This window comes from Ferruginibacter sp., assembly GCF_014377975.1.
Lineage (GTDB): Bacteria > Bacteroidota > Bacteroidia > Chitinophagales > Chitinophagaceae > Ferruginibacter.
In genome coordinates this window covers 1-19832 of sequence record NZ_JACMOO010000418.1, presented here as the reverse complement: position 1 = coordinate 19832, position 19832 = coordinate 1, and the positions used below count along the sequence as shown (strand labels likewise).

At 37.6% G+C, this 19832-nt stretch carries 17 protein-coding genes; 5 read left to right on the top strand and 12 right to left on the bottom strand.

What is annotated here, in order from left to right; genetic code table 11:
• From H7254_RS20400 to H7254_RS20390, 3 genes are all read left to right on the top strand, one after another.
• The coding region (locus H7254_RS20400; protein WP_367875469.1) for a TolC family protein at positions 1-1245 on the top strand (1245 nt) is incomplete at its 5' end.
• A 9-nt stretch (positions 1246-1254) separates the two neighbouring features.
• On the top strand, positions 1255-2331 hold the full coding sequence (locus H7254_RS20395) for an efflux RND transporter periplasmic adaptor subunit (RefSeq protein WP_301934729.1): 1077 nt from the start codon (positions 1255-1257) through the stop codon (positions 2329-2331).
• Positions 2332-2343: 12 nt separating this feature from the next.
• Positions 2344-5466 carry an efflux RND transporter permease subunit gene (locus H7254_RS20390; protein ID WP_301934728.1) on the top strand — a complete coding sequence of 1041 codons (3123 nt, stop codon included), beginning with the start codon at positions 2344-2346 and terminating at the stop codon, positions 5464-5466.
• Between the two features lie 278 nt (positions 5467-5744).
• Here H7254_RS20390 and H7254_RS20385 read toward each other — a convergent pair whose 3' ends face one another.
• The 11 genes from H7254_RS20385 to H7254_RS20335 form a co-directional block, all read right to left on the bottom strand.
• Positions 5745-7856: a thioredoxin domain-containing protein gene (locus tag H7254_RS20385; RefSeq protein WP_301934727.1), complete on the bottom strand. Its 2112-nt coding sequence runs from the start codon at positions 7854-7856 to the stop codon at positions 5745-5747.
• A 30-nt stretch (positions 7857-7886) separates the two neighbouring features.
• Complete coding sequence (locus H7254_RS20380; protein ID WP_301934726.1) at positions 7887-8285, bottom strand: DoxX family protein; 399 nt, start codon at positions 8283-8285, stop codon at positions 7887-7889.
• A gap of 210 nt (positions 8286-8495) precedes the next feature.
• Positions 8496-8996, bottom strand: coding sequence for a DinB family protein (locus tag H7254_RS20375; protein WP_301934725.1), 501 nt, complete (start codon positions 8994-8996; stop codon positions 8496-8498).
• A 350-nt stretch (positions 8997-9346) separates the two neighbouring features.
• A complete protein-coding gene (locus H7254_RS20370; protein WP_301934724.1) occupies positions 9347-9931 on the bottom strand; it encodes a peroxiredoxin-like family protein in 585 nt (194 codons plus the stop codon).
• A gap of 152 nt (positions 9932-10083) precedes the next feature.
• Entirely contained in the window at positions 10084-10590 is a 507-nt protein-coding gene (locus tag H7254_RS20365) for a YceI family protein (RefSeq protein WP_301934723.1), read from the bottom strand.
• A gap of 174 nt (positions 10591-10764) precedes the next feature.
• Positions 10765-11550 carry an alpha/beta fold hydrolase gene (locus H7254_RS20360; protein ID WP_301934722.1) on the bottom strand — a complete coding sequence of 262 codons (786 nt, stop codon included), beginning with the start codon at positions 11548-11550 and terminating at the stop codon, positions 10765-10767.
• Positions 11551-11732: 182 nt separating this feature from the next.
• The gene (locus tag H7254_RS20355) at positions 11733-12335 is read right to left on the bottom strand and encodes a thioredoxin family protein (RefSeq protein WP_301934721.1); all 603 of its coding nucleotides are present in this window, start codon (positions 12333-12335) and stop codon (positions 11733-11735) included.
• A 4-nt stretch (positions 12336-12339) separates the two neighbouring features.
• Complete coding sequence (locus H7254_RS20350; RefSeq protein WP_301934720.1) at positions 12340-12807, bottom strand: thioredoxin family protein; 468 nt, start codon at positions 12805-12807, stop codon at positions 12340-12342.
• Positions 12808-12996: 189 nt separating this feature from the next.
• Entirely contained in the window at positions 12997-14640 is a 1644-nt protein-coding gene (merA, locus tag H7254_RS20345) for a mercury(II) reductase (protein WP_367875468.1), read from the bottom strand.
• A gap of 9 nt (positions 14641-14649) precedes the next feature.
• Positions 14650-15273 carry a mercuric transport protein MerTP gene (gene merTP / locus H7254_RS20340; protein ID WP_301934718.1) on the bottom strand — a complete coding sequence of 208 codons (624 nt, stop codon included), beginning with the start codon at positions 15271-15273 and terminating at the stop codon, positions 14650-14652.
• Positions 15270-15641, bottom strand: coding sequence for a metalloregulator ArsR/SmtB family transcription factor (locus tag H7254_RS20335; RefSeq protein ID WP_301934717.1), 372 nt, complete (start codon positions 15639-15641; stop codon positions 15270-15272). The genes merTP and H7254_RS20335 overlap by 4 nt, the downstream gene beginning before the upstream one ends.
• A 614-nt stretch (positions 15642-16255) precedes the next feature.
• On the opposite strand from H7254_RS20335, the gene H7254_RS20330 reads away from it, so the two are divergent.
• Both H7254_RS20330 and H7254_RS20325 read left to right on the top strand, forming a co-directional pair.
• Positions 16256-16468 carry a heavy-metal-associated domain-containing protein gene (locus tag H7254_RS20330; protein ID WP_301934716.1) on the top strand — a complete coding sequence of 71 codons (213 nt, stop codon included), beginning with the start codon at positions 16256-16258 and terminating at the stop codon, positions 16466-16468.
• Between the two features lie 10 nt (positions 16469-16478).
• Entirely contained in the window at positions 16479-18995 is a 2517-nt protein-coding gene (locus H7254_RS20325) for a heavy metal translocating P-type ATPase (RefSeq protein ID WP_301934715.1), read from the top strand.
• A 285-nt stretch (positions 18996-19280) separates the two neighbouring features.
• Here H7254_RS20325 and H7254_RS20320 read toward each other — a convergent pair.
• Positions 19281-19832: carboxymuconolactone decarboxylase family protein (locus H7254_RS20320; RefSeq protein ID WP_301934714.1), on the bottom strand; the 552-nt coding region annotated here is incomplete at its 5' end.

Below are 19832 nucleotides of genomic sequence, written 5' to 3'. Positions count from 1 at the left end.
TTGCTTTTGCCTTTCTTTTCCATTACAATTGTGCAGGCCCAAGATACAATACGCTTAACCCTACCCGAAGCCGAAAAACAATTTTTACAAAAAAATCTTAACCTCCTTGCGGAAAAATATAATATTGATATTGCAAATGCAGAAGTAATACAAGCTAAACTGTACACCAATCCTAACCTGTCCTTCACAGGTGCTATGTACAATCCGCAAGTCAATAAAGTTTTCGACGTAAGCAATAAAACAGGCGAATATATTGTGGGGGTGCAACAATTAATAAGGGTAGCCGGTAAGCGCAATAAGGAAATTAAACTGGCCGAAACTAATACCCGTCTTAGTGAGAACCGTTTTTTTGATCTCTTGCGAACCTTGCGTTTTTCATTGAGAAGTAATTTTTACAGCGTTTATTATTTACAAAATTCACTCAATGCTTACCAAAACCAAATTGGTTCGTTGGAAACTTTAAGCGCTTCGTATGAATTGCTTAAAGTAAAAGGTGTAGTTACCTTAAAAGATGCCATCAGGATTAAAGCACTTTTATATAGTTTGAAGGCTGAGCAAATGGCATTGCAAAACCAGATAAATGACTTACAGGCCGAGCTGCGAATATTGCTGCAAAATAATAAAACCTATTTTATTCCGGTGAGTGAAAAAAATGAGGTATTGGCTGCTTCCCTCAAAAACTTGAACCTCGCAGATTTGGTAGATACGGCTTACCAAAACCGGTTTGATTTAAAACTTGCGGAAAATAACCTCTTGTACAATCAACAAAATTTTGCCCTTCAAAAGGCGATAGCCAGACCCGATGTAACCGTGGGTGCACAGTTTGATAAACGAGGTAGCTTTGTAAATGATGCTTCGTTTTTTACCGTAGCCATGGACCTGCCATTTTTTTATCGAAACCAGGGCAATATCAAAGCTGCCAAAATCGGCATTGATCAAAGTAAAGTGATGCTCACTCAGCAAAGACTGTCTGTTGAAAATGAAGTACAGTCGGCCTATACAAAACTGCTAAATACCGACAGGATATTGCAATCCATTGATCCGGGATTCAGGGATGAGTTTGAAAGTTTATTAAAATCAATCACTGAAAATTTTCAAAAGAAAAACCTTAGTCTGATTGAGTTTACCGATTTTAATGAATCCTACAAACAAAATATTCTTCAGATAAACGATTTGCAAAATCAAAAAATGCAGGCAATTGAAACCCTGAACTTTACCATTGGTAAAACTATTCTAAACAATTAATTCAATATAATGAAACCGTTAAATATTTGTGAACTGGTTATCCTTACTGTTTTTTTTATCTCCTGTGGCAGCCATAAAGAAGCAGCTGTATCACAAACCAGTGCTATTTCCGACAGTATAATTAAACATGTGCAAACAGCGCCCGTTGTATTGGAAGATGTAAGTGACATCATAAAACTAAATGGTAAAATTGAAGCCAATGAAAACAAGCAGGCAAAGTTATTTTCCCTGGTGAGTGGCCGGATCAGTTCGTTAAAAGTTGAACTAGGTGATTACGTACACAAAGGACAGGTATTGGCTGTAATACGAAGTACGGAAGTAGCGGGCTTTACCAACGATTTATCCAATGCCGAATCGAATGTTACCATTGCTAAAAAAGCAATGGAAACCAGTAAGGATTTATACGAAGGAAAGTTAGCTACAGAGCAGGAATATGTAAACGCAAAAATCGCATACGACAAATCATTGTCTGAATTAAACCGTGTAAAAGAAGTAGCATCCATTACAGGGGGAAAAAGTTCTACTTATACTGTGTCCGCTCCGATCAGCGGCTTTATTATTGAAAAAAATATTACCAACACATCCGAAGTGCGCTCTGACAATAACACGAGTTTATTTGCTATTGCCGACTTATCTTCCGTATGGGTAGTGGCCAATGTGTACGAGGCCGATATGGAAAATATTCACCTCGGCGATTTGGTGAAAGTAAATACGCTCTCCAATCCAGAAAAAGAATACACCGGAAAGATTGATAAAATATACAATGTGCTCGATCCCGCCACCAGAACGATGAAGGTAATTATCAGTATGGATAATCCCGGTATCGTACTTAAACCTGAAATGTTTGCTAGCGTTACGGTAAATGTTAAGGGAAAAGACAACAGGCTATCCATTCCGGCACAGGCCATTATTATGGACAACAGTAAAAATTATGTAGTGGTAAAGAAGGATAATAAATTGTCCATTCATGAAATCACCCTGATTAAACGAATTGATAACAAAGCCTACATCTCGGGTCTTTCTGCAGGCGACTATGTCGTTACTAATTCACAGGTATTTCTTTATCAGGCATTGATCGCTAAATAATTAATCCATAGTATGTTTAAAGCTATAAAAAAAGTTATCGCCTTTTCTTTAAAGAACAGGTTGTTTATATTTTTCGCAACCATTGTGTTAATCATCTGGGGTGTTATTTCATTTAGAAATATTCCGATAGAGGCTTTTCCTGATGTAACCAATACGCAAATCACCATCATCACACAATGGCCCGGCCGCAGCGGAGAAGAAGTGGAAAAATTTGTTACCATACCTATTGAGGTGGGAATGAATCCTATTCAGAAAAAAACATCTGTGCGGTCTACCACAGTGTTTGGCTTGTCGGTAGTAAAAATAATTTTTGAAGATGATGTAGATGACGCTTTTGCACGCCAGCAGGTAAACAATATGCTGCGCAGTGTTGATTTACCGGAAAATGCCGCACCCGATATTCAACCACCCACAGGACCTACCGGCGAAATATTCCGGTACACGTTGAGCAGCACATCCAAAACAGTGAAGGAATTAAAAACGCTGCAGGACTGGGTGATTGAACGTCAATTTCTAGGAGTACCCGGCGTAGGAGATGTGGTTAGTTTTGGCGGCGAAGTAAAGACATACGAAATAAAAGTAAATCCCCAAAAACTGGCCTCCTATAATATCACACCATTGGATGTATATACTGCAGCTTCAAAAAGCAATATCAATGTGGGCGGGGATGTGATTGTAGACAATTCCCAGTCTTATGTGGTAAGGGGTATTGGCTTGCTGAACAATGTGGAAGAAATAGGCAATATCATAGTAACCAATATTAACGGAACACCCATACTGGTTAAGGATGTGGCAGATGTGGCTGTTTCTCAACTGGCCAGGTTAGGACAGGTGGGACGAGATGCGCAAAACGATGTGGTAGAAGGAATCATCGTGATGCGTAAGGGGGAAAACCCAAGTGAAGTAATTAAGCGGGTACAGAATAAAATAACCTACCTGAATGAAAAAATATTGCCTGCGGATGTAAAGATCAATACTTTTTACAATCGCGATGATCTGATAGATTTTGCAACGGAAACCGTGTTGCACAATATGCTGGAAGGAATCATTTTTGTAACAGTGATTGTTTTTCTGTTTATGGCCGATTGGCGCACTACGTTAATTGTGGCCATTATTATTCCACTATCGTTATTATTTGCTTTTATTTGTTTAACACTGAAAGGAATGAGCGCCAATTTACTTTCCATGGGCGCCATTGATTTTGGTATCATCATTGACGGGGCCGTGGTAATGGTGGAGGGCATTTTTGTTGTGCTGGATCACAAAGCGCACAATGTGGGGATAAAGCGTTTTAACCTGCTTTCCAAACTGGGCATTATTAAAAATACCGGTGGCGAACTGGGCAAAGCCATCTTCTTTTCCAAGCTCATCATTATTGCCGCACTATTGCCTATTTTCTCTTTTCAAAAAGTGGAAGGAAAAATGTTTTCGCCCCTTGCATGGACACTTGGTTTTGCGTTATTGGGAGCGCTTATTTTAACGCTTACGCTTGTACCGTTACTAAGCAGTATTTTACTTCGTAAGAATGTAAAAGAAAAGAATAATATTTTTGTGCAGGGATTGACCAATGGCATTATGAAAATGTTTTCATGGACCTATCATCATAAACGAATCACGTTATTGCTGGCTGGTTCTCTGGTAGTAGTCGGCCTGTTTTTATTTAAATTTCTTGGTACAGAATTTTTGCCCGAACTGGATGAAGGCGCAATCTACATCAGGGCTACCTGCCCGTTGAGTGTATCGCTGGAAGATTCCAGGGATGTGGCTAATAAAATGCGAACGCTCATCCTGCAATTTCCGGAGGTTAAACAAGTAATGTCTCAAACCGGGCGCCCTAATGACGGTACAGATGCTACCGGTTTTTATAATATAGAATTTCATGTGGACATTTATCCAAAGAAACAATGGAAAAGCGGTATTAGCAAAGAAACCCTGGTAGCAGAAATGCAAAAAAAGCTGGGTGTTTTTCCAGGTATTGATTTAAATTTCTCACAGCCCATTATGGATAATGTGGAAGAGGCAGTATCAGGAGTGAAAGGATCGCTGGTAGTGAAAATTTATGGAGATACCCTTACCTACACCGAGCAAAAAGCCAATGAGGTGTACGATGTAATGAAAAATATAAAAGGTGTGGAAGATCTGGGTGTAATCAGGAATATCGGGCAGCCGGAACTGCGCATTGATCTTGATCAGAATAAAATGGCTTTGTATGGTGTAACCACTGCCGATGCCAATGCAATTATTGAAATGGCGATTGGTGGAAAAGCCATCTCCCAGATTTACGAAGGTGAAAAAAAGTTTCAGTTGCGCCTCCGCTATATGGAAATGTACCGCAACAATGCAGAAGTCATAAGTAATTTGATGGTACCCACTCTCAGAGGGTCGCAGGTGCCGATAAAAAGTATCGCCACCATACAGCGGCTTACCGGCCCCAGTATCATTTTCAGGGATGATAACCGACGATACAGTGCGGTGAAGTTTTCGGTGCGTGGCCGCGATATGGGAAGTACAATTGCCGAAGCACAGGAAAAAGTTAATAAAGTGGTGCATTTAGATAAGGGATATGATATGCAGTGGGCGGGTGATTTTGAAAACCAGCAACGGGCTTCCAAACGTTTGGGGCAGGTTGTGCCCATTAGTTTGCTGCTGATATTTTTGATACTCTTTATCATGTTTGGCAATGTAAAAGATGCAGGAATGGTACTGTTAAATGTGCCCTTTGCAATTATCGGTGGCATTGCAGCACTATTGTTATCGGGAACCAATTTCAGTATTTCAGCGGGCATAGGCTTTATTGCGTTATTTGGTATCTGTATACAAAATGGTGTAATACTGATAACGGTTTTTAAAAATAATTTACAACGCATTAAGAAAAGTGAATTTACCCATTCCTCTCTGGAAAAAGCGATTGTGGATGGTGTAAGAACCAGGGTTCGGCCGGTAGTAATGACCGCCTTGATGGCCGCCATAGGTTTGATGCCCGCAGCATTGTCTCATGGTATTGGTTCTGAAACCTCCAAGCCTTTGGCCATTGTAGTAATTGGGGGTTTAATTACTGCTACCATATTAACCTTACTGGTATTTCCATTATTCTTTTACCTGGGATATAGAAAGGTAGGGCAAAAAATGGATTAAGAATTTAAGAAAGGGAGAAAATTGAATCAGTTTCTCCCTTTTTTTAAGATCAAAATAATTCAAAAAAGAAATAAATTATATCTGCTGGGGCTACTGCTTAGATGGTACCGTATTTCATAAAAGGCTTTGGATTCAGCCAAAGTAAAAAAGTATACCAGCCTTGTAATTTTAGCTTCACCGTTAAGTTTGAATTTTTAGTTTACAACAAGTTGCTAACATTATCGGTTTCTTTCAGTATCATTCTTCTCTAACAGGATGCTACTTGTTGTTTAAAATCTTCATTTCAAAATCTGCTCAACAGCTTTACTAACCTCTGTTGTTGGCAACTTGCAGGATTTATTCCGGCATACATAAATGGTGGTTTTGCCTGGTACCAGTTTCCCTTCAAGTAAAGATAAACTGCCTTCGCTATTTCCACCGGAAAGAAAAATATTGGGTAAGTAATGTGTGTCTATTTCTTTTCGTTTTGAAGCATAATCATTTCCTACAATGGCTACTTCAAATGGTTCAGCAGCCAGCCATGCCATTAATATATCCCAGTTGGCATAATAAGCATTGCCGTTTACAGCATCCTGTTTTACATTGTTGAGCATTGCGGAGGCCTTGTGTATATAATCATCTTTATAAAAATATTCCCCCAGCATAAATAGATTTTTTGCCATAGCAGAGTTGGAAGACGGGATTACATTATCCGCAATTTCCATTTTCCTTGCAATCAATGCGGGGTCTTTATCAGAAGTGTAATAAAACATACCGCTTTTCGCATCATAAAAATGAGCAAGGGTATATTCCAAAAGATGATGGGCTTCTTTAAGCCATTTTTCATCAAAGGTTGACTGGTACAATGCAATAAAGGCATCGATGGTAAATGCATAATCATCCAAAAAAGCGTTAATAGAAGATTTACCGTTCTTGAAATTTCTATTCAAACGATTATCATTAGATTGAGCATTTTTTAAAATAAATGCTGCATTTTTTAGCGCTGCATCCAAAAATCTTTGTTCACCAAAAACACGGTAAGCATCCGTATATCCCTTTATCATCAGTGCATTCCATGCCGTAAGAATTTTATCATCAAGGCCTGGGCGGATACGTTTAGCTCTTTCTGCAAGCAATATCTTTTTTACTCCGGTAATTCTTTTGCTTAATTCAAGAGAGGTGATATTGTATTTTTTTGCTATTGTATTATCATCGCCTAATTGATATAAAATATTTTTACCTCCTTCCCAATTTCCTTTTTCAGTTACATTAAAATAATCTATTGCCAATGCTGCATCATCACCCAGTATTTTTTTTATCTCATCTTTTGTCCATACATAAAACCTTCCTTCTTCACCATCGCTATCCGCATCCAGCGAAGAATAAAATCCACCCTCCGGTGACGTAAGTTCCCTGCCAATAAATTCAAGCGTTTCATACACAACATTTTTGTACAACGGGTCTTTTGTTAGTTGATACGCCGAAGCATATAAACTGGTTAACTGCGCATTATCATAAAGCATCTTTTCAAAGTGGGGTACTTTCCATACTGCATCGGTTGAGTACCTGGCAAAGCCGCCGCCAACATGGTCATAAATACCGCCTGCGGCCATTTTATTCAATGTAATTTTTACTGCCTTTAATGCTTCCTCATTTTTTGTAAGAAAATAATACTGTAAAAGAAACTGGCTGCCCACCGGCATTGGAAATTTTGGTGCGCCGTTATTTCCGCCATTAATAAAGTCGATATTTTTTTTCCAGTTGTTAAATACACTATTTAAATCAGTCAGTTTGTATTCCGGTTTGCTGGTATTTACTTTCACCAATTCGCTGCCCCTGATTCCCTTTGCTACTGCTTCCGCCTGCTGCTCTGCTTTTTCAGGATTTTGTTTTACGAATGTCAGCATCTGTTTTAATAATGACATCCAGTCTTTTTTTGGAAAATACGTGGCGGCATATATCGGCCTTCCATCGGGCAATGCAATCGCATTTAGCGGCCATCCACCATTGCCATTTATAAGTTGTGCTGCATTCATATACACCTGGTCCACATCAGGTCTTTCTTCACGATCCACTTTGATGGCTACAAAATTTTCGTTCATCAACCTAGCCACTGCTGTGTCGGAATAAGATTCTTTTTCCATAACATGGCACCAATGGCAGGCGGCATAACCGATACTTATAATGACAGGTTTATTTTCCTTTTTTGCTTTATCAAATGCTTCCTGCCCCCACGGATACCAATTAACCGGGTTGTGGGCATGCATCAACAGGTAGGGGCTGCTTTCATGTATAAGGTGGTTGGAGAAGCTTTGCTTTTCTTCACCGGTTTTTTTATCTCCTGTTTGCCCACACGAACTGTTGGTTAGTATTACCGCTAAACTAATTATTAAATGTATGCGTCTCATCATTTGCTAAAATATTTACTGCACAGTCTGCATCTATTTTTTTACTGCTCTTTTAAGCAAAGAAATACCTTGCTGCTTGTGCATCATTGCCAATACAATGCCACAAACCAATACTATAATTGCCAGTATAAATAATTGTCCGCCGTCACCCTTTGATTCTATCCCAATGTTAGTTAAATGGGATAATATGGCTCCACCAATTAGGCCAATTCCAAATACTGCCCCAATAAATACCGTGGAAGGAACTAATAATAACACGGCTGTAACTAATTCTATAACTCCCGTACCAATACGTCCCCAGGGTTCCACACCAAGCGTAGTAAATAATGCTATCGATTCAGGATGACCAGTGAACTTAAAATAAAGTGTTTGTAAAAGAATTACTGCTGCAATAATTCTTAATACCCAGGAAATAATATTCGTAAATTTCATACTTTAGTTTGTGCTGTATTGATGAAATGGCAACAAAAGTAAACAACCCGGCAATCTGTTTAAACAGCATTTCATATTTCACACTCATTCATTTCATATTTAAGATACCGGCTAAAATTTTTATATGCTATTTTTTTGTCTCCCTTTTAAAAATTATTATCTATTAGATTACAGCTTATAAAATAATCACAAATAATTTTATCATGGTTATTAAACAGTAGTTACTTTTTTATATTTTATGGTTGATGATGCCACACCGTATCCATCGGGTAATACAATTTCCGAAACTTGCTTTATGCCAATTTTAATTAAAACCATGTGATGGATAGCATGTTCAAGGTTATAAGCAATCTCCCTGAAATAATTGGTGGGTATTTTATTCAATGCATCGCTGTTTTCATCAAAGCCTGCTTCTAATACGAGGGATTTATTTTCATTCAATAAAGCAGCATTTATTTTAGCCATTACATCAATGGCTGTTTCCTTTGATGTCTCAATGGCAATGTCCCTTTTTCTACTTTCATAGTTTACAATTCCTGCTGTGTAGCCATCCTGTAAACCAACAAACATTTCCACTATATGTCTTACATGCTCCCCGATTGTTGCGCCGGAAAGGGTATCAATTTTTTGACAATATTGCTGATCGGAAAGTTGTACCAATGAGTTTTCCAATTGATTAAAAATAGCATGTACAGATTGTTGAATTGTCATTATTTTCTTGGTTTAATATTTATAGCTTCGCCAACCTTTTCTGCTAATTGTACACCTAAAGCCATAACAATACAATTTACAAAATTGAAATAGGCTACTACCAAAGTGCTATCCGGAATAGCGCTTTTATCCAGCCCAGCTTTTCTTAGAGCAAATCAGGGTGCCTGCTCTGTATCGCAGGTACAGCCGCTGAGTAACATTTCTTTTTAATCAGTACTTCTTAAATATCTTTCAACTTATCCGTTGGTGCTTTGTATGGTATTACTTAGATTTTAGCCATAACCAGTTACCTTTATAGTAAAAGAATAATGTCAGTAAGTTTTCAAGTTTAGTAAAACATAACCAGGAATCTACAGATGGAATAAAAGCTCCTGAACGGAAACTCTTTTCTTAAAATCCGGATCAAAATGCTTGAATATAATGATCCCTTCTTTGTTGATAATATACACGGTTGGTACGGGTAAACTGGCTCCATTACTACCATTAACATCATAAAAATCAATCCCATACTTTTTGTACTTTTCTATAGTAGGATTGTCCACTTTATAAGCCACATCATAACGCTTCATAATTTTAAGGCTGTCATCAAAAAGTATAGGATAAGTAGCTTTCGTTTTTTCAATTGTTTTTGAAATATTGGTTGGTTTTTCCGGCGAAACAGCAATAAGTGTCGCCCCTTTTTCTTTAATGAAACTTAAGGAGTCCTGCAATGCTTTTAATTGCCGGTTGCAATAAGGACACCATTGCCCGCGATAAAAAACCACCACTACTGCCCCATTTTTTAATTCACTCTTCAGCGAAATGTTTTTCCCATTTTGATCTTTCCCGGTAAAGTCGGGAGCTTTATCATTTACTCTTAAACCCTGAGGTGCAGTTTGACCTATAACAGCCATAGATAATAACAAATTGGTAATAATAATGTGTAATGCTTTCATGTTTTGTATTTATAATTTTTAATTAAAAGTTAGCGCTGCCTGTACACATCGAAATACAGCTTATTTTAAATAGGAAATTGTATTTTAACTTATTTTATTCATCACCTTTTTGATAAACTGCAGTATAGGTAACCTGTATGTCATCTGCTACATTATTTTTTTTTACCCATTGGTTTTCCTAAACCATAGGAACCGATTTCCTTTACTATAAATTTGCTGCTAACGGTTACCTTTCCATTATTAACTTCCATGGTGGCGGCTTCTGTTTCAGGCTTAGTAGTTCCCCTGATGGTTAAATCCCCGGCAACGGTTACTTCATACTTCACATTTTTTGAGAAGTCTATCGCAGAAAGGTTAATGATTTTTCCTTCTAAAGTCATACGGGGATATTGTTTGGAATCCATAAAGTTGGTGTTATTAAAATGCTCCTGCATCAGCGCTTTAACAAAGGTGAAACTTTGAACCGGAATCGAAATAGCAATATCCCCACTGTCAGTATTAATTACACCTGTTACGGTATTTTTTGTTGCAGAAATATCTTCTGCGTCTGTATGTGAGAAGATAGTAGCCTGCCCCATTCTGGTTACAAACTTTGATTGTGCATTCACACCTAAAACAGCAATGGCAGCAAAGGCCATGGAAAGAAAAGCTTTTTTCATACTTATTTTTTTATTAAGACGGCAATTCGTTAAGTACCTGACAATAGGTTTGAAAAATATTTACAGACTTGATGTTTTAAAATCCTGCAAAACAGGCTTTATTGCAAGTGGTGACTGGCTTAAATAATTATTGTACAGACAAAGTATTTTAAAGAGTAAGCCGGTGCAGGAATTCTATTGTTGGGATGATAACTTCATCAACAGGTCTGTAATTTCCTTTTCCCTTGTCCACACAATAAAATGGTTTTCATTTTCAAAAGTGGTAACTGTAATCATCGCTGACTTTGTAAACATTTTTTTTGCATAAGCCACATTGCTATAAGGCACCAACATGTCTTTTGTGCCATGCAATATAAAAACAGGGCAGGTTACTTTTTTATAATCGTTACTCATTCCCTTTAAATCCATTTTCAAATACCACAGTTCTTTGTTGCTGGGCCGCAATGCGCCTGGCACTAAATAGTTCAAAGGGGTTCTAAATAAAACAGGCCTCCATTTCTCAGGGTTTTCTGCAACGGGATCAAGAGATCCAGCAAGAATAACCAATGCTTTTGTATTATCTGGCTTTGCTGCAGCAAGCTTAACAGCTAATGGCCCGCCAAAACTATGACCAATAATAATAAATGGTTTTTTATTCTGTATAGAATCCATCCAGGCTGAAATGATCGCAGCTTGTTGAGAGAGATTCATCGCATTTCCGAAATCGCTGTACCCGAAGCCTGGCCGGTCAATAGAGATAATGCGGTAATGTTTCAGAAGTCCGCTATCCATTAAATAATTCTGAAAAGCATCCCAGCTTCCAGGTGATCCATGTATAAATAATAAAGTTGGAAAAGAGTCGTTTCCGGTCTGTACATAATGCAGGGGGAAACCATCTATTATTTTTATAAAAGTATGCAACACCACACCTGCATCACTAAATTTTTTTCTGGCATCACTATCACTGATACGAAACTTCATACAACTTTTGGCCATGATAAGCCAAAGCAATAAAAATATTCCAACAATAATAACAGAACGTTTAAAGCGGCGGCGCATCATACCAGTAAGATAGTAAATATTTAATCTTATAATTTTATTGGGCCTTAGTTAATGTTATAATAATTCACTTCAGCTATTTCAAAATACAACTCTAAATTTAATCATCCTTGTGAATGTAGTATTTGAATAAATTCATGCTGAAGCGACTGTGTCTTATCCTTTGCATACCAGCCATGTAATTCCTTTTCAAACTCATCCCATGATTTTCCTTCCGGGTTATTTCTCCATGCGGTTAATAATTGCTGTGCATGAACCGGTCTTGGTCCCCATATAAAAGCTTCCTTTCCCGATGTTTCATTTACGGCAATTAATTTTGGTATTGCTCTTGCACCTTTGGTAAGATAGTTATCCATCAATTCAGCGTTTTCATCCCTTAATAAAATGTACAGCTTTATTTTATCAGGATTTAGCTTTGCTATTTCTACAATTACAGGAAGGTTTTGGGCACTATCGCCGCACCATGCTTCGGTAAGAACTACCCATCTGTAAGTATGCCGGATAGTTTCAATGGCTTTCTTCAGCACCGGATTTATTGAAAAGGTTTTATGGATACGTTGAGTTCTTGCAATGTTTAGTTTTGTATATTCTACTAAAGCCGGAGTAGAATTTTCTGAACTGGTTCTCCCGCTTTTCACCCATTCTTCAAACTCCTTCAAATAACTTTCGTAAGTAAACAGGCCCATTTCTTTCAATAATGTACTCATGATTTTATTTTTTTATTTTCGAAAGTCCATATTTACCAAAGTCAATTAGTTGTGTGGGTGTTATATAGCCTTGAGTGTATGTGATAATGTTTCCTTCTGTATCTGTAATAATTAATGTAGGATAAGCACTCACCGAATATTTCTCTGTTAAGGCAGGTCCATCGCCTTTTTCCATATCCATTGCTACATTAATAAAATTTGTATTAAAATATTCACCAGCCGCTTTATCAGGAAAAGTATTTTTCTTTAAGAGTTTACAGGGCCCACACCAGGAAGCATAGGCATCCAGGAAAATAAGCTTGTTTTGCTTTTTAGCTTCTGCTAAAGCCTTGCTCCAATCAGCTTCGATAAATTGAATGCCTTCCCCTTTTTTATTATGGTTGTTGCTGACGGCCTGCACTGTGGATTTAGACACAAAGGCAAAACCTGCCAATGCTACAATTACAACAAGGCCTGATATAAATAGTTTCATACGCATTTTTAATTTATAGACTGATTGAAGTGATTTTCCTTACAATAACATTGATATTAATATAATTGTGATAATATGCCTCAAAGAAATAAGTATTTTATAAATGAACTTTGTCAATTATGAAAGTAAAGTGCTTAATATCTTAAATGCATAAAAAGAATTGTTCTATCTGCCAATAAATTATAAGAATTAGCTTGCACAGCAACTTAGTTTTGAAACATCTTTCCCAAATGTAATGGCGGCTAGTTTTATTCCCTCAGCCAAAGTGAGATAAGGATAAAAGCTTTCAGCCAATTCTTTTACGGTGATGCCGTATTTAATGGCCATACTTAGTTGTTGAATCAGTTCACCTCCCTCCGGAGCTACTATTCTTGCACCTAATAATTTATCTGTTTCGGGATTGCGGATGAGTTTGATAAAACCCCTTATATCATTGGCTGCAATACTGCGTGGCACATCGCTTAAAAGTATTTTAGAAACTTCAAAAGGAATATTTTGTGCTGATGCCTGTGCTTCATCCAATCCGGCACCGGCAACTTGTGGATCTGTAAACACTACCCAGGGCAATGATAAATAATCTGCTTTAATTTCTGAACCGGTAAAGGCATTTTCCACAGCAATTTTTCCTTCAAATGCAGCCGTGTAAACAAACGCTGGCGCATTGGTAACATCACCCACCGCATAAATATTATTGAGATTTGTTTCCATCATTTCATTTACCTGTATATGCCCGCTTTGGGTGAGTTGCAAACCTATATTATGCAAACCTAATTTTTGTGTATTAGGTTTTGTGCCGCTGGCAACCACCACTTTTCCCGGCTCTGTTAATTTGGTAAATATGCCATCGGGGCATTTACAGTAAATGAGGGTATCATCACCGGATTTCTCAAATTTAACAGCACGGAAGTTGGGAAGGAATTCGATTCCCTCATTGCCCAAATGCTTTTGTAATTCTATACTGATGTCGGGAGTTTGAGTTCTCAATACTCTGTCAGTAAATTCAATGATTCGGGTTTGTACTCCAAGGCGGTTATAAGCCATTGCTATTTCAAGACCAATAAATCCTGCACCCATGATCGTAATGCTGGTTGGTTTCTCTTCTAAATCAAATAAAGTAACATTGGTGAGGTAACCAATATCTTTCAGTCCTTCAATGTCGGGGATATTAGTTGTAGCTCCCGTTGCGATAATAAATTTTATGGCGGTATACTCATCTTTTCCATTTATCAAAATAGTTTTATCATCCATAAATTCCGCCCAGCCTTTAATCATTTGAAGATTTTTAAAATCACTTACCACATCCATATATTTTTTTTGCTGTAGGGTTTTTACTAATTGCTTTTTGCCTTTTATTACTTGTGCAAAATCAATATCAACGCCTCTAGGCTTTATGCCTGCAAAGTTGGAGTGAGTTGCATGGTAAGCAGTTTCTCCTGCACGGAGAAGCGTTTTTGAAGGTACACAGCCCACATTAACGCAGGTGCCTCCAAAGTCAAGTCCTCCATTTACTAACAGTGTTGTTAAGCCTAATTCATTCGCTTTAATGGCTGCCGAAAATGCGGCAGAACCACCGCCGATAATGATTAAATCAAAATGCCGGGAATTTATGTGGATGGTTTCTTTTGCCTTGTAATGATTTCCTTGGTTGACGCCATTAATTATTTCTTCTTTAGAAATCACTTCCGTATCAAAACTAACTTCGCTTTTACTTTTGGCATAGCTTACCTTTTTTGATAAAATGCCCTTCTTTTTTTCTAATAATTTTTCAATACTTACAGCACAATGGTCGCATGTCATACCAGAGATTTCAAGGAAGATTTTATTTTCTTTCAATTTAAAATTTTACTTATTATTAATTACAGTTTTTATATCGCCTATTTTATACCCTGTTTCATTTACAGCATCCGCAATAGCCTGTTCTTTAGTTTTTGAATTATCAAATTTTATCCTACTGCTGCCGTTTTTAAAATCTGTTTTATATTCAAGCACACCTGGCACTTTTGACAAAGCAAGGTTTATGGGTTCTGTACAGGCTTCGCAGGTCATTCCTTTAATTGTAAACACCACTTCTTGAATACTGCTTTTGTCAACAATAATTATGTCTTTTTTTTCGGCTTTGGGATAAAAGATGTGAGCATATTTTGGGAAAGCCATCAGCGCAACTGCAAATACAGTAACAATTCCTAAAAACGTTTTACCCTGCCAAAAGGGCAGTTTATCTACTTCACAAACACAATCTATAATTGCTTTTTTCGGTTTTAATTTTTGATACCAGGCAAAAGCCAATACGGCAACCGTAAGCCCCAAAAGATAAGGACGATAAGGTTCCATCCATAAAAATGCAGCGGCTAAACCGCTGGCACCACTAATTAATGCCAATACAGGGGTTATGCAGCATAAGGAAGCTGCTAATGCGGTAAGTAACCCGGCTACCCACGTTTTGCTGTTTACGTTTTTTGTATTCATGCTAATTCCATTTTTGTGTTTAATCCATTGATATATTTAAACAAAAAACGAAGCATTTTTAAATGTTCAGGTTTTAGAGAATAGAAAATGGTTTGTCCTTCTTTTCGGGCACGGATGATACCACCATCTTTCATTTTACGAAGGTGTTGGGAAATGGCCGGGATACTCATAGTCAAAATATCGCTCAGGTCGCAGGGACAGAGTTCTTTTTCTTCCTCAAATAAATACAAAATTTTTAGGCGCACTTCATTGCCAGCCAAAGCAAGTATGGATGCCATTGTTAAAAAGGCGCCGGTAGCGTTTTCAACTTTTTCTTTGCAGGCTTTAATTTGCACCGGGTCGGCATATAATCGGATACAATCTGTCATGTTTTACTGATTTATAAGTAAAGGTATAGTTATCTAATTATTTAAGCAAATGCTTAAATATAAAAAAATAAAATCCCTTTCAACTAAATGCACATTATGTCATTTTTATCTTAATAACCTTGTTACTTTCCTTGCTTAAAAGTTTGTATTTTTTTAGTAAAATATTTTATGAAAACTACCACTGACTGACTATAATAGAATCATTTCGCCTGCATATCAAACTTAGCTTCGTACAAAGTTTACAAGGCTGCAATTTAGAAATATGCGAATGATATGACCATTTGCATTAGTTATGTAATCTTCACTCCGGCTTTAAGGCATAACTTTTGTTCAGGATAAAAAGTATTGTTGCATAAAATATTTAAAAGCGGTAAAATAAAATATTTGCAATGTATCACAACCGCTTTTTCAAAGAGGTCATTTAAACCTTCTCTATTTTATATTAATTCAAAAATGTAAAATTATGATGCACAACAACGAACATTATTATTATTGGGGTATGCACATGGGTTGGTGGTTTTTTATACTTGTAGTTATTATAGCAACAGCAGCTTTAATAAGTATGAATCGTAAAAGAATATAAAAAGAAGAAAATTAATACTAAAACAAAGAACATGAAAAAGAAAAGGTATGAATTGGGAGGTTTGACCTGCGGTGGTTGCGTAAACACTGTAAATAAGGCTTTACTGGAAATATCAGACGTTACTGTACATTTGAATCCGCCAACAGCGGAACTTATGATGAATAAACCCGTGACTTTAGAAGTACTGCAAGCCCAACTAAAAAAGGTGGGTCAATTTACCATCAGCGAACTTGTTACACAATAACCAACCATAAATGAAACATACCTATCAAATAAAAGGAATGACATGCGATGGCTGTAAAAAGCATGTAGAACAGGCGCTGGGCAAAGTGGATGGTGTGACAACAGTATCCGTTGATTTAAAAAACGCAACCGCAGAGATAGAGACGGCGTCTCATATTCCTTTAGAAAAATTACAGGAAGCCTTAAAAACCAGTGGTGGAAATTACAGTATTTCTCTTCCCGGTGAGGATGTGCATCAGTACGATAATACGATGCATCCTGTACCAAATAAATCAGCAAACAAACAAAGTGCAAAAGGTTCGGGCGTATTTTATTGTCCCATGCATTGCGAAGGCGATAAAACGTACGACAAACCGGGTAATTGCCCGGTTTGCGGAATGGACCTCCTTGAGCAACCTGCTGCACAAAAAGCAACACAATATACCTGCCCCATGCATCCCGAAATTATAAGGGATCAGCCGGGGGCATGCCCTATCTGCGGAATGGATCTTGTTCCCTTAACAGTAACTGTGGAGGAGGAGGATAAGACGTATACAAAACTGTTATTTAAATTTAAGATAGCCGTTGTTTTTACCATACCGATTTTTATAATTGCCATGACGGAAATGATACCCAATAATCCGCTCTTCAGCCTGATGCCTTTAAAATATTGGAACTGGGTTGAATTTTTGTTTAGCCTTCCGGTAATTTTTTATGCTACCTGGATGTTCTTTCAGCGGGCAGGCCGTTCCATTATAACCTGGAACCTGAATATGTTTACATTGATTGGCATAGGATCTGGTGTGGCATGGCTTTTCAGTGTAGTGGCTTTATTATTTCCCAATCTTTTTCCCGATCAATTTAAAACGATGCATGGTACGGTGTATGTTTATTTTGAAGCAGCCACAGTTATTTTAACATTGGTATTATTGGGCCAGCTTTTAGAAGCCCGTGCACATGGAAGAACCAATAATGCCATTAAAGAATTATTAAAACTGGCGCCCAACCAGGCTACAAAAATTGTGGATGGTAAGGAGCAGGTTGTGGCGATAGATACCATTGAAAAAGGGGATTTTATAAGAGTGAAACCCGGAGAAAAAATTGCTGTAGACGGAAATATTAAAGAAGGAGAAGCAGTTATTGATGAAAGCATGATAACGGGAGAACCCATACCCGTGGAAAAGAAAACAGGAGATGCTGTAAGTTCTGGAACCATCAACGGAAATAAATCTTTTGTAATGATTGCGGAAAAAGTGGGATCAGAAACCCTGCTTGCAAAAATCATTGAAATGGTGAACACTGCCAGCCGCTCCAAAGCGCCAATACAAAAAATGGCAGATAAAATTTCGGGCTATTTTGTTCCGGTTGTGGTAGGCATTTCAATCCTCACTTTTATTATATGGGCGGTCTATGGACCCGAACCTGCTTATGTGTATGCTTTTGTAAATGCAATTGCGGTATTAATCATTGCCTGTCCATGTGCGTTGGGACTTGCCACACCCATGTCGGTAATGGTAGGTGTAGGAAAAGGTGCTCAATCGGGAGTATTGATTAAAAACGCAGAGTCGCTGGAAAAGATGAATGATATTGACGTAGTGATCATTGATAAAACCGGCACCATCACAGAAGGAAAACCATCAGTTGAAAAAATAATTACCGCTAATGCTGATTTTACAGAAGAAGAAATCATTGAAAAAATTATTGCGTTAAACAGCAGTAGCGAACATCCATTGGCACAGGCAACCATGCGTTATGGAGCAGAAAAGAAAATTGACATCAAACCAATTTCAAATTTTGAAGCGGTTACCGGAAAAGGTGTAATCGGTATGCTGGAAGGTAGTTCACTGGCATTGGGTAATGAGAAATTAATGGAACAGGTGAATGCAAAAATTTCGCCACAGATACAGGAGAAGGTAAAAGCCGAACAGCGATTGGGCAAAACCGTTTCTTATTTAGCTGAAGCAAATAATGTAATTGGTTTTGTGGTGATCTCGGATAAAATTAAAGCCACTGCTAAAGAAGCGATTAAGAAATTACAGGAGGAAGGTTTGAAGGTGATTATGTTTACCGGCGACAATGAAGATACTGCAAAAGCTGTAAGTGAAACATTGCAGTTGGATGGATACAAAGCCCAGATGTTGCCTGAAGATAAATTAAATGAAATAAAAAAGTTGCAGGCTGAAGGCAAGAAAGTGGCGATGGCGGGAGATGGCATTAATGATGCTCCGGCTTTATCGCAGGCTGATATTGGAATTGCCATGGGTACCGGAACAGATGTGGCTATTGAGAGCGCCGCCATTACGTTGGTAAAAGGCGATATGAATGGTATTGCCAAAGCAAGGTTGCTAAGCCATAAAGTAATGAAGAACATTCAGCAAAACCTGTTTTTTGCACTCGGATATAATGTGTTGGGTATTCCGATTGCTGCGGGTGTTTTATACCCATTATTCGGGCTGTTACTTTCTCCCATGATCGCTGCGTTGGCCATGAGTTTCAGTTCAGTTTCGGTCATTACCAATGCACTCCGGCTAAGAAATATAAAATTGTAACACGATTGATTTTATTTGCCAATTTAGTTAGCGTATTTTTTGGTATTTTGATACCACTGGTTATAAAAGGGAAACTGTCTGAAAATTATTATTTATAAAACAATTCAATAGCTATCATAGAACTGTTTAAATATTAATACTGCGAAATTATCAATGAGCCAGAAATTGGTTCATTGGCCTATGTTCTCGAACAGCATTTATAATTGGCTAATTCAGTTTTGATTTTAAAATAAAAGCCAGTAAGGATATTGATGAACTTACTGGCTTTTAACAATACTTATCCGTTTATTTCTTCCAGGCCCTTCCTGCAAAAGCTGCATCTAATTCGGGATTAGTGTTATGATTGGAATAATTACTCATCGTCTTAACGGCTATCCCTGCTATTATACCCAATACATGAGCTTCAGTATATCCAGCAGCAAGAAAAGCGTTTATTTCTTCCTGAGATACATTACCACGATTGGCAGTTAAAGACCTTGTGAGTTTTGACAACGCTGCCAGCTTTACATCTGGAATTTGATTGCCGTCCCTAATTGCATCGGTTACTTCTACAGGCACTTTACTCATTTTATCAGCTATAAAACTATGTGCCGCTGTACAGTATTCACAATTGTTTTCATGTGCAATGGTTAAAAATACCACTTCCTGTTCTACTGGTGTAAAGCCCGAGTTTGCCCTAAATGAATTGTATGCATAAATGTACGAATCAAGCAGTGCAGTATTAGTGCCCATTTTTAAATACATATTTGGAATAAATCCAAAATTTTTTTTAGATACATCAAAAATTTCTGTACTTTTTTGAGAAACCGGGAGGTTTTCTAATTTTAAATTTGCCAT

Coding starts and splice junctions, on each gene's coding strand:
- H7254_RS20375 (WP_301934725.1), bottom strand. CDS start 8,996: ATGACAATTCAACAATCTGTACATGCTATTTTTAATCAATTGGAAAAC.
- H7254_RS20365 (WP_301934723.1), bottom strand. CDS start 10,590: ATGAAAAAAGCTTTTCTTTCCATGGCCTTTGCTGCCATTGCTGTTTTA.
- H7254_RS20385 (WP_301934727.1), bottom strand. CDS start 7,856: ATGATGAGACGCATACATTTAATAATTAGTTTAGCGGTAATACTAACC.
- H7254_RS20390 (WP_301934728.1), top strand. CDS start 2,344: ATGTTTAAAGCTATAAAAAAAGTTATCGCCTTTTCTTTAAAGAACAGG.
- H7254_RS20335 (WP_301934717.1), bottom strand. CDS start 15,641: ATGACAGATTGTATCCGATTATATGCCGACCCGGTGCAAATTAAAGCC.
- H7254_RS20325 (WP_301934715.1), top strand. CDS start 16,479: ATGAAACATACCTATCAAATAAAAGGAATGACATGCGATGGCTGTAAA.
- H7254_RS20360 (WP_301934722.1), bottom strand. CDS start 11,550: ATGAAGTTTCGTATCAGTGATAGTGATGCCAGAAAAAAATTTAGTGAT.
- H7254_RS20355 (WP_301934721.1), bottom strand. CDS start 12,335: ATGAGTACATTATTGAAAGAAATGGGCCTGTTTACTTACGAAAGTTAT.
- H7254_RS20380 (WP_301934726.1), bottom strand. CDS start 8,285: ATGAAATTTACGAATATTATTTCCTGGGTATTAAGAATTATTGCAGCA.
- H7254_RS20330 (WP_301934716.1), top strand. CDS start 16,256: ATGAAAAAGAAAAGGTATGAATTGGGAGGTTTGACCTGCGGTGGTTGC.
- H7254_RS20370 (WP_301934724.1), bottom strand. CDS start 9,931: ATGAAAGCATTACACATTATTATTACCAATTTGTTATTATCTATGGCT.
- H7254_RS20350 (WP_301934720.1), bottom strand. CDS start 12,807: ATGAAACTATTTATATCAGGCCTTGTTGTAATTGTAGCATTGGCAGGT.
- merTP (WP_301934718.1), bottom strand. CDS start 15,273: ATGAATACAAAAAACGTAAACAGCAAAACGTGGGTAGCCGGGTTACTT.
- H7254_RS20395 (WP_301934729.1), top strand. CDS start 1,255: ATGAAACCGTTAAATATTTGTGAACTGGTTATCCTTACTGTTTTTTTT.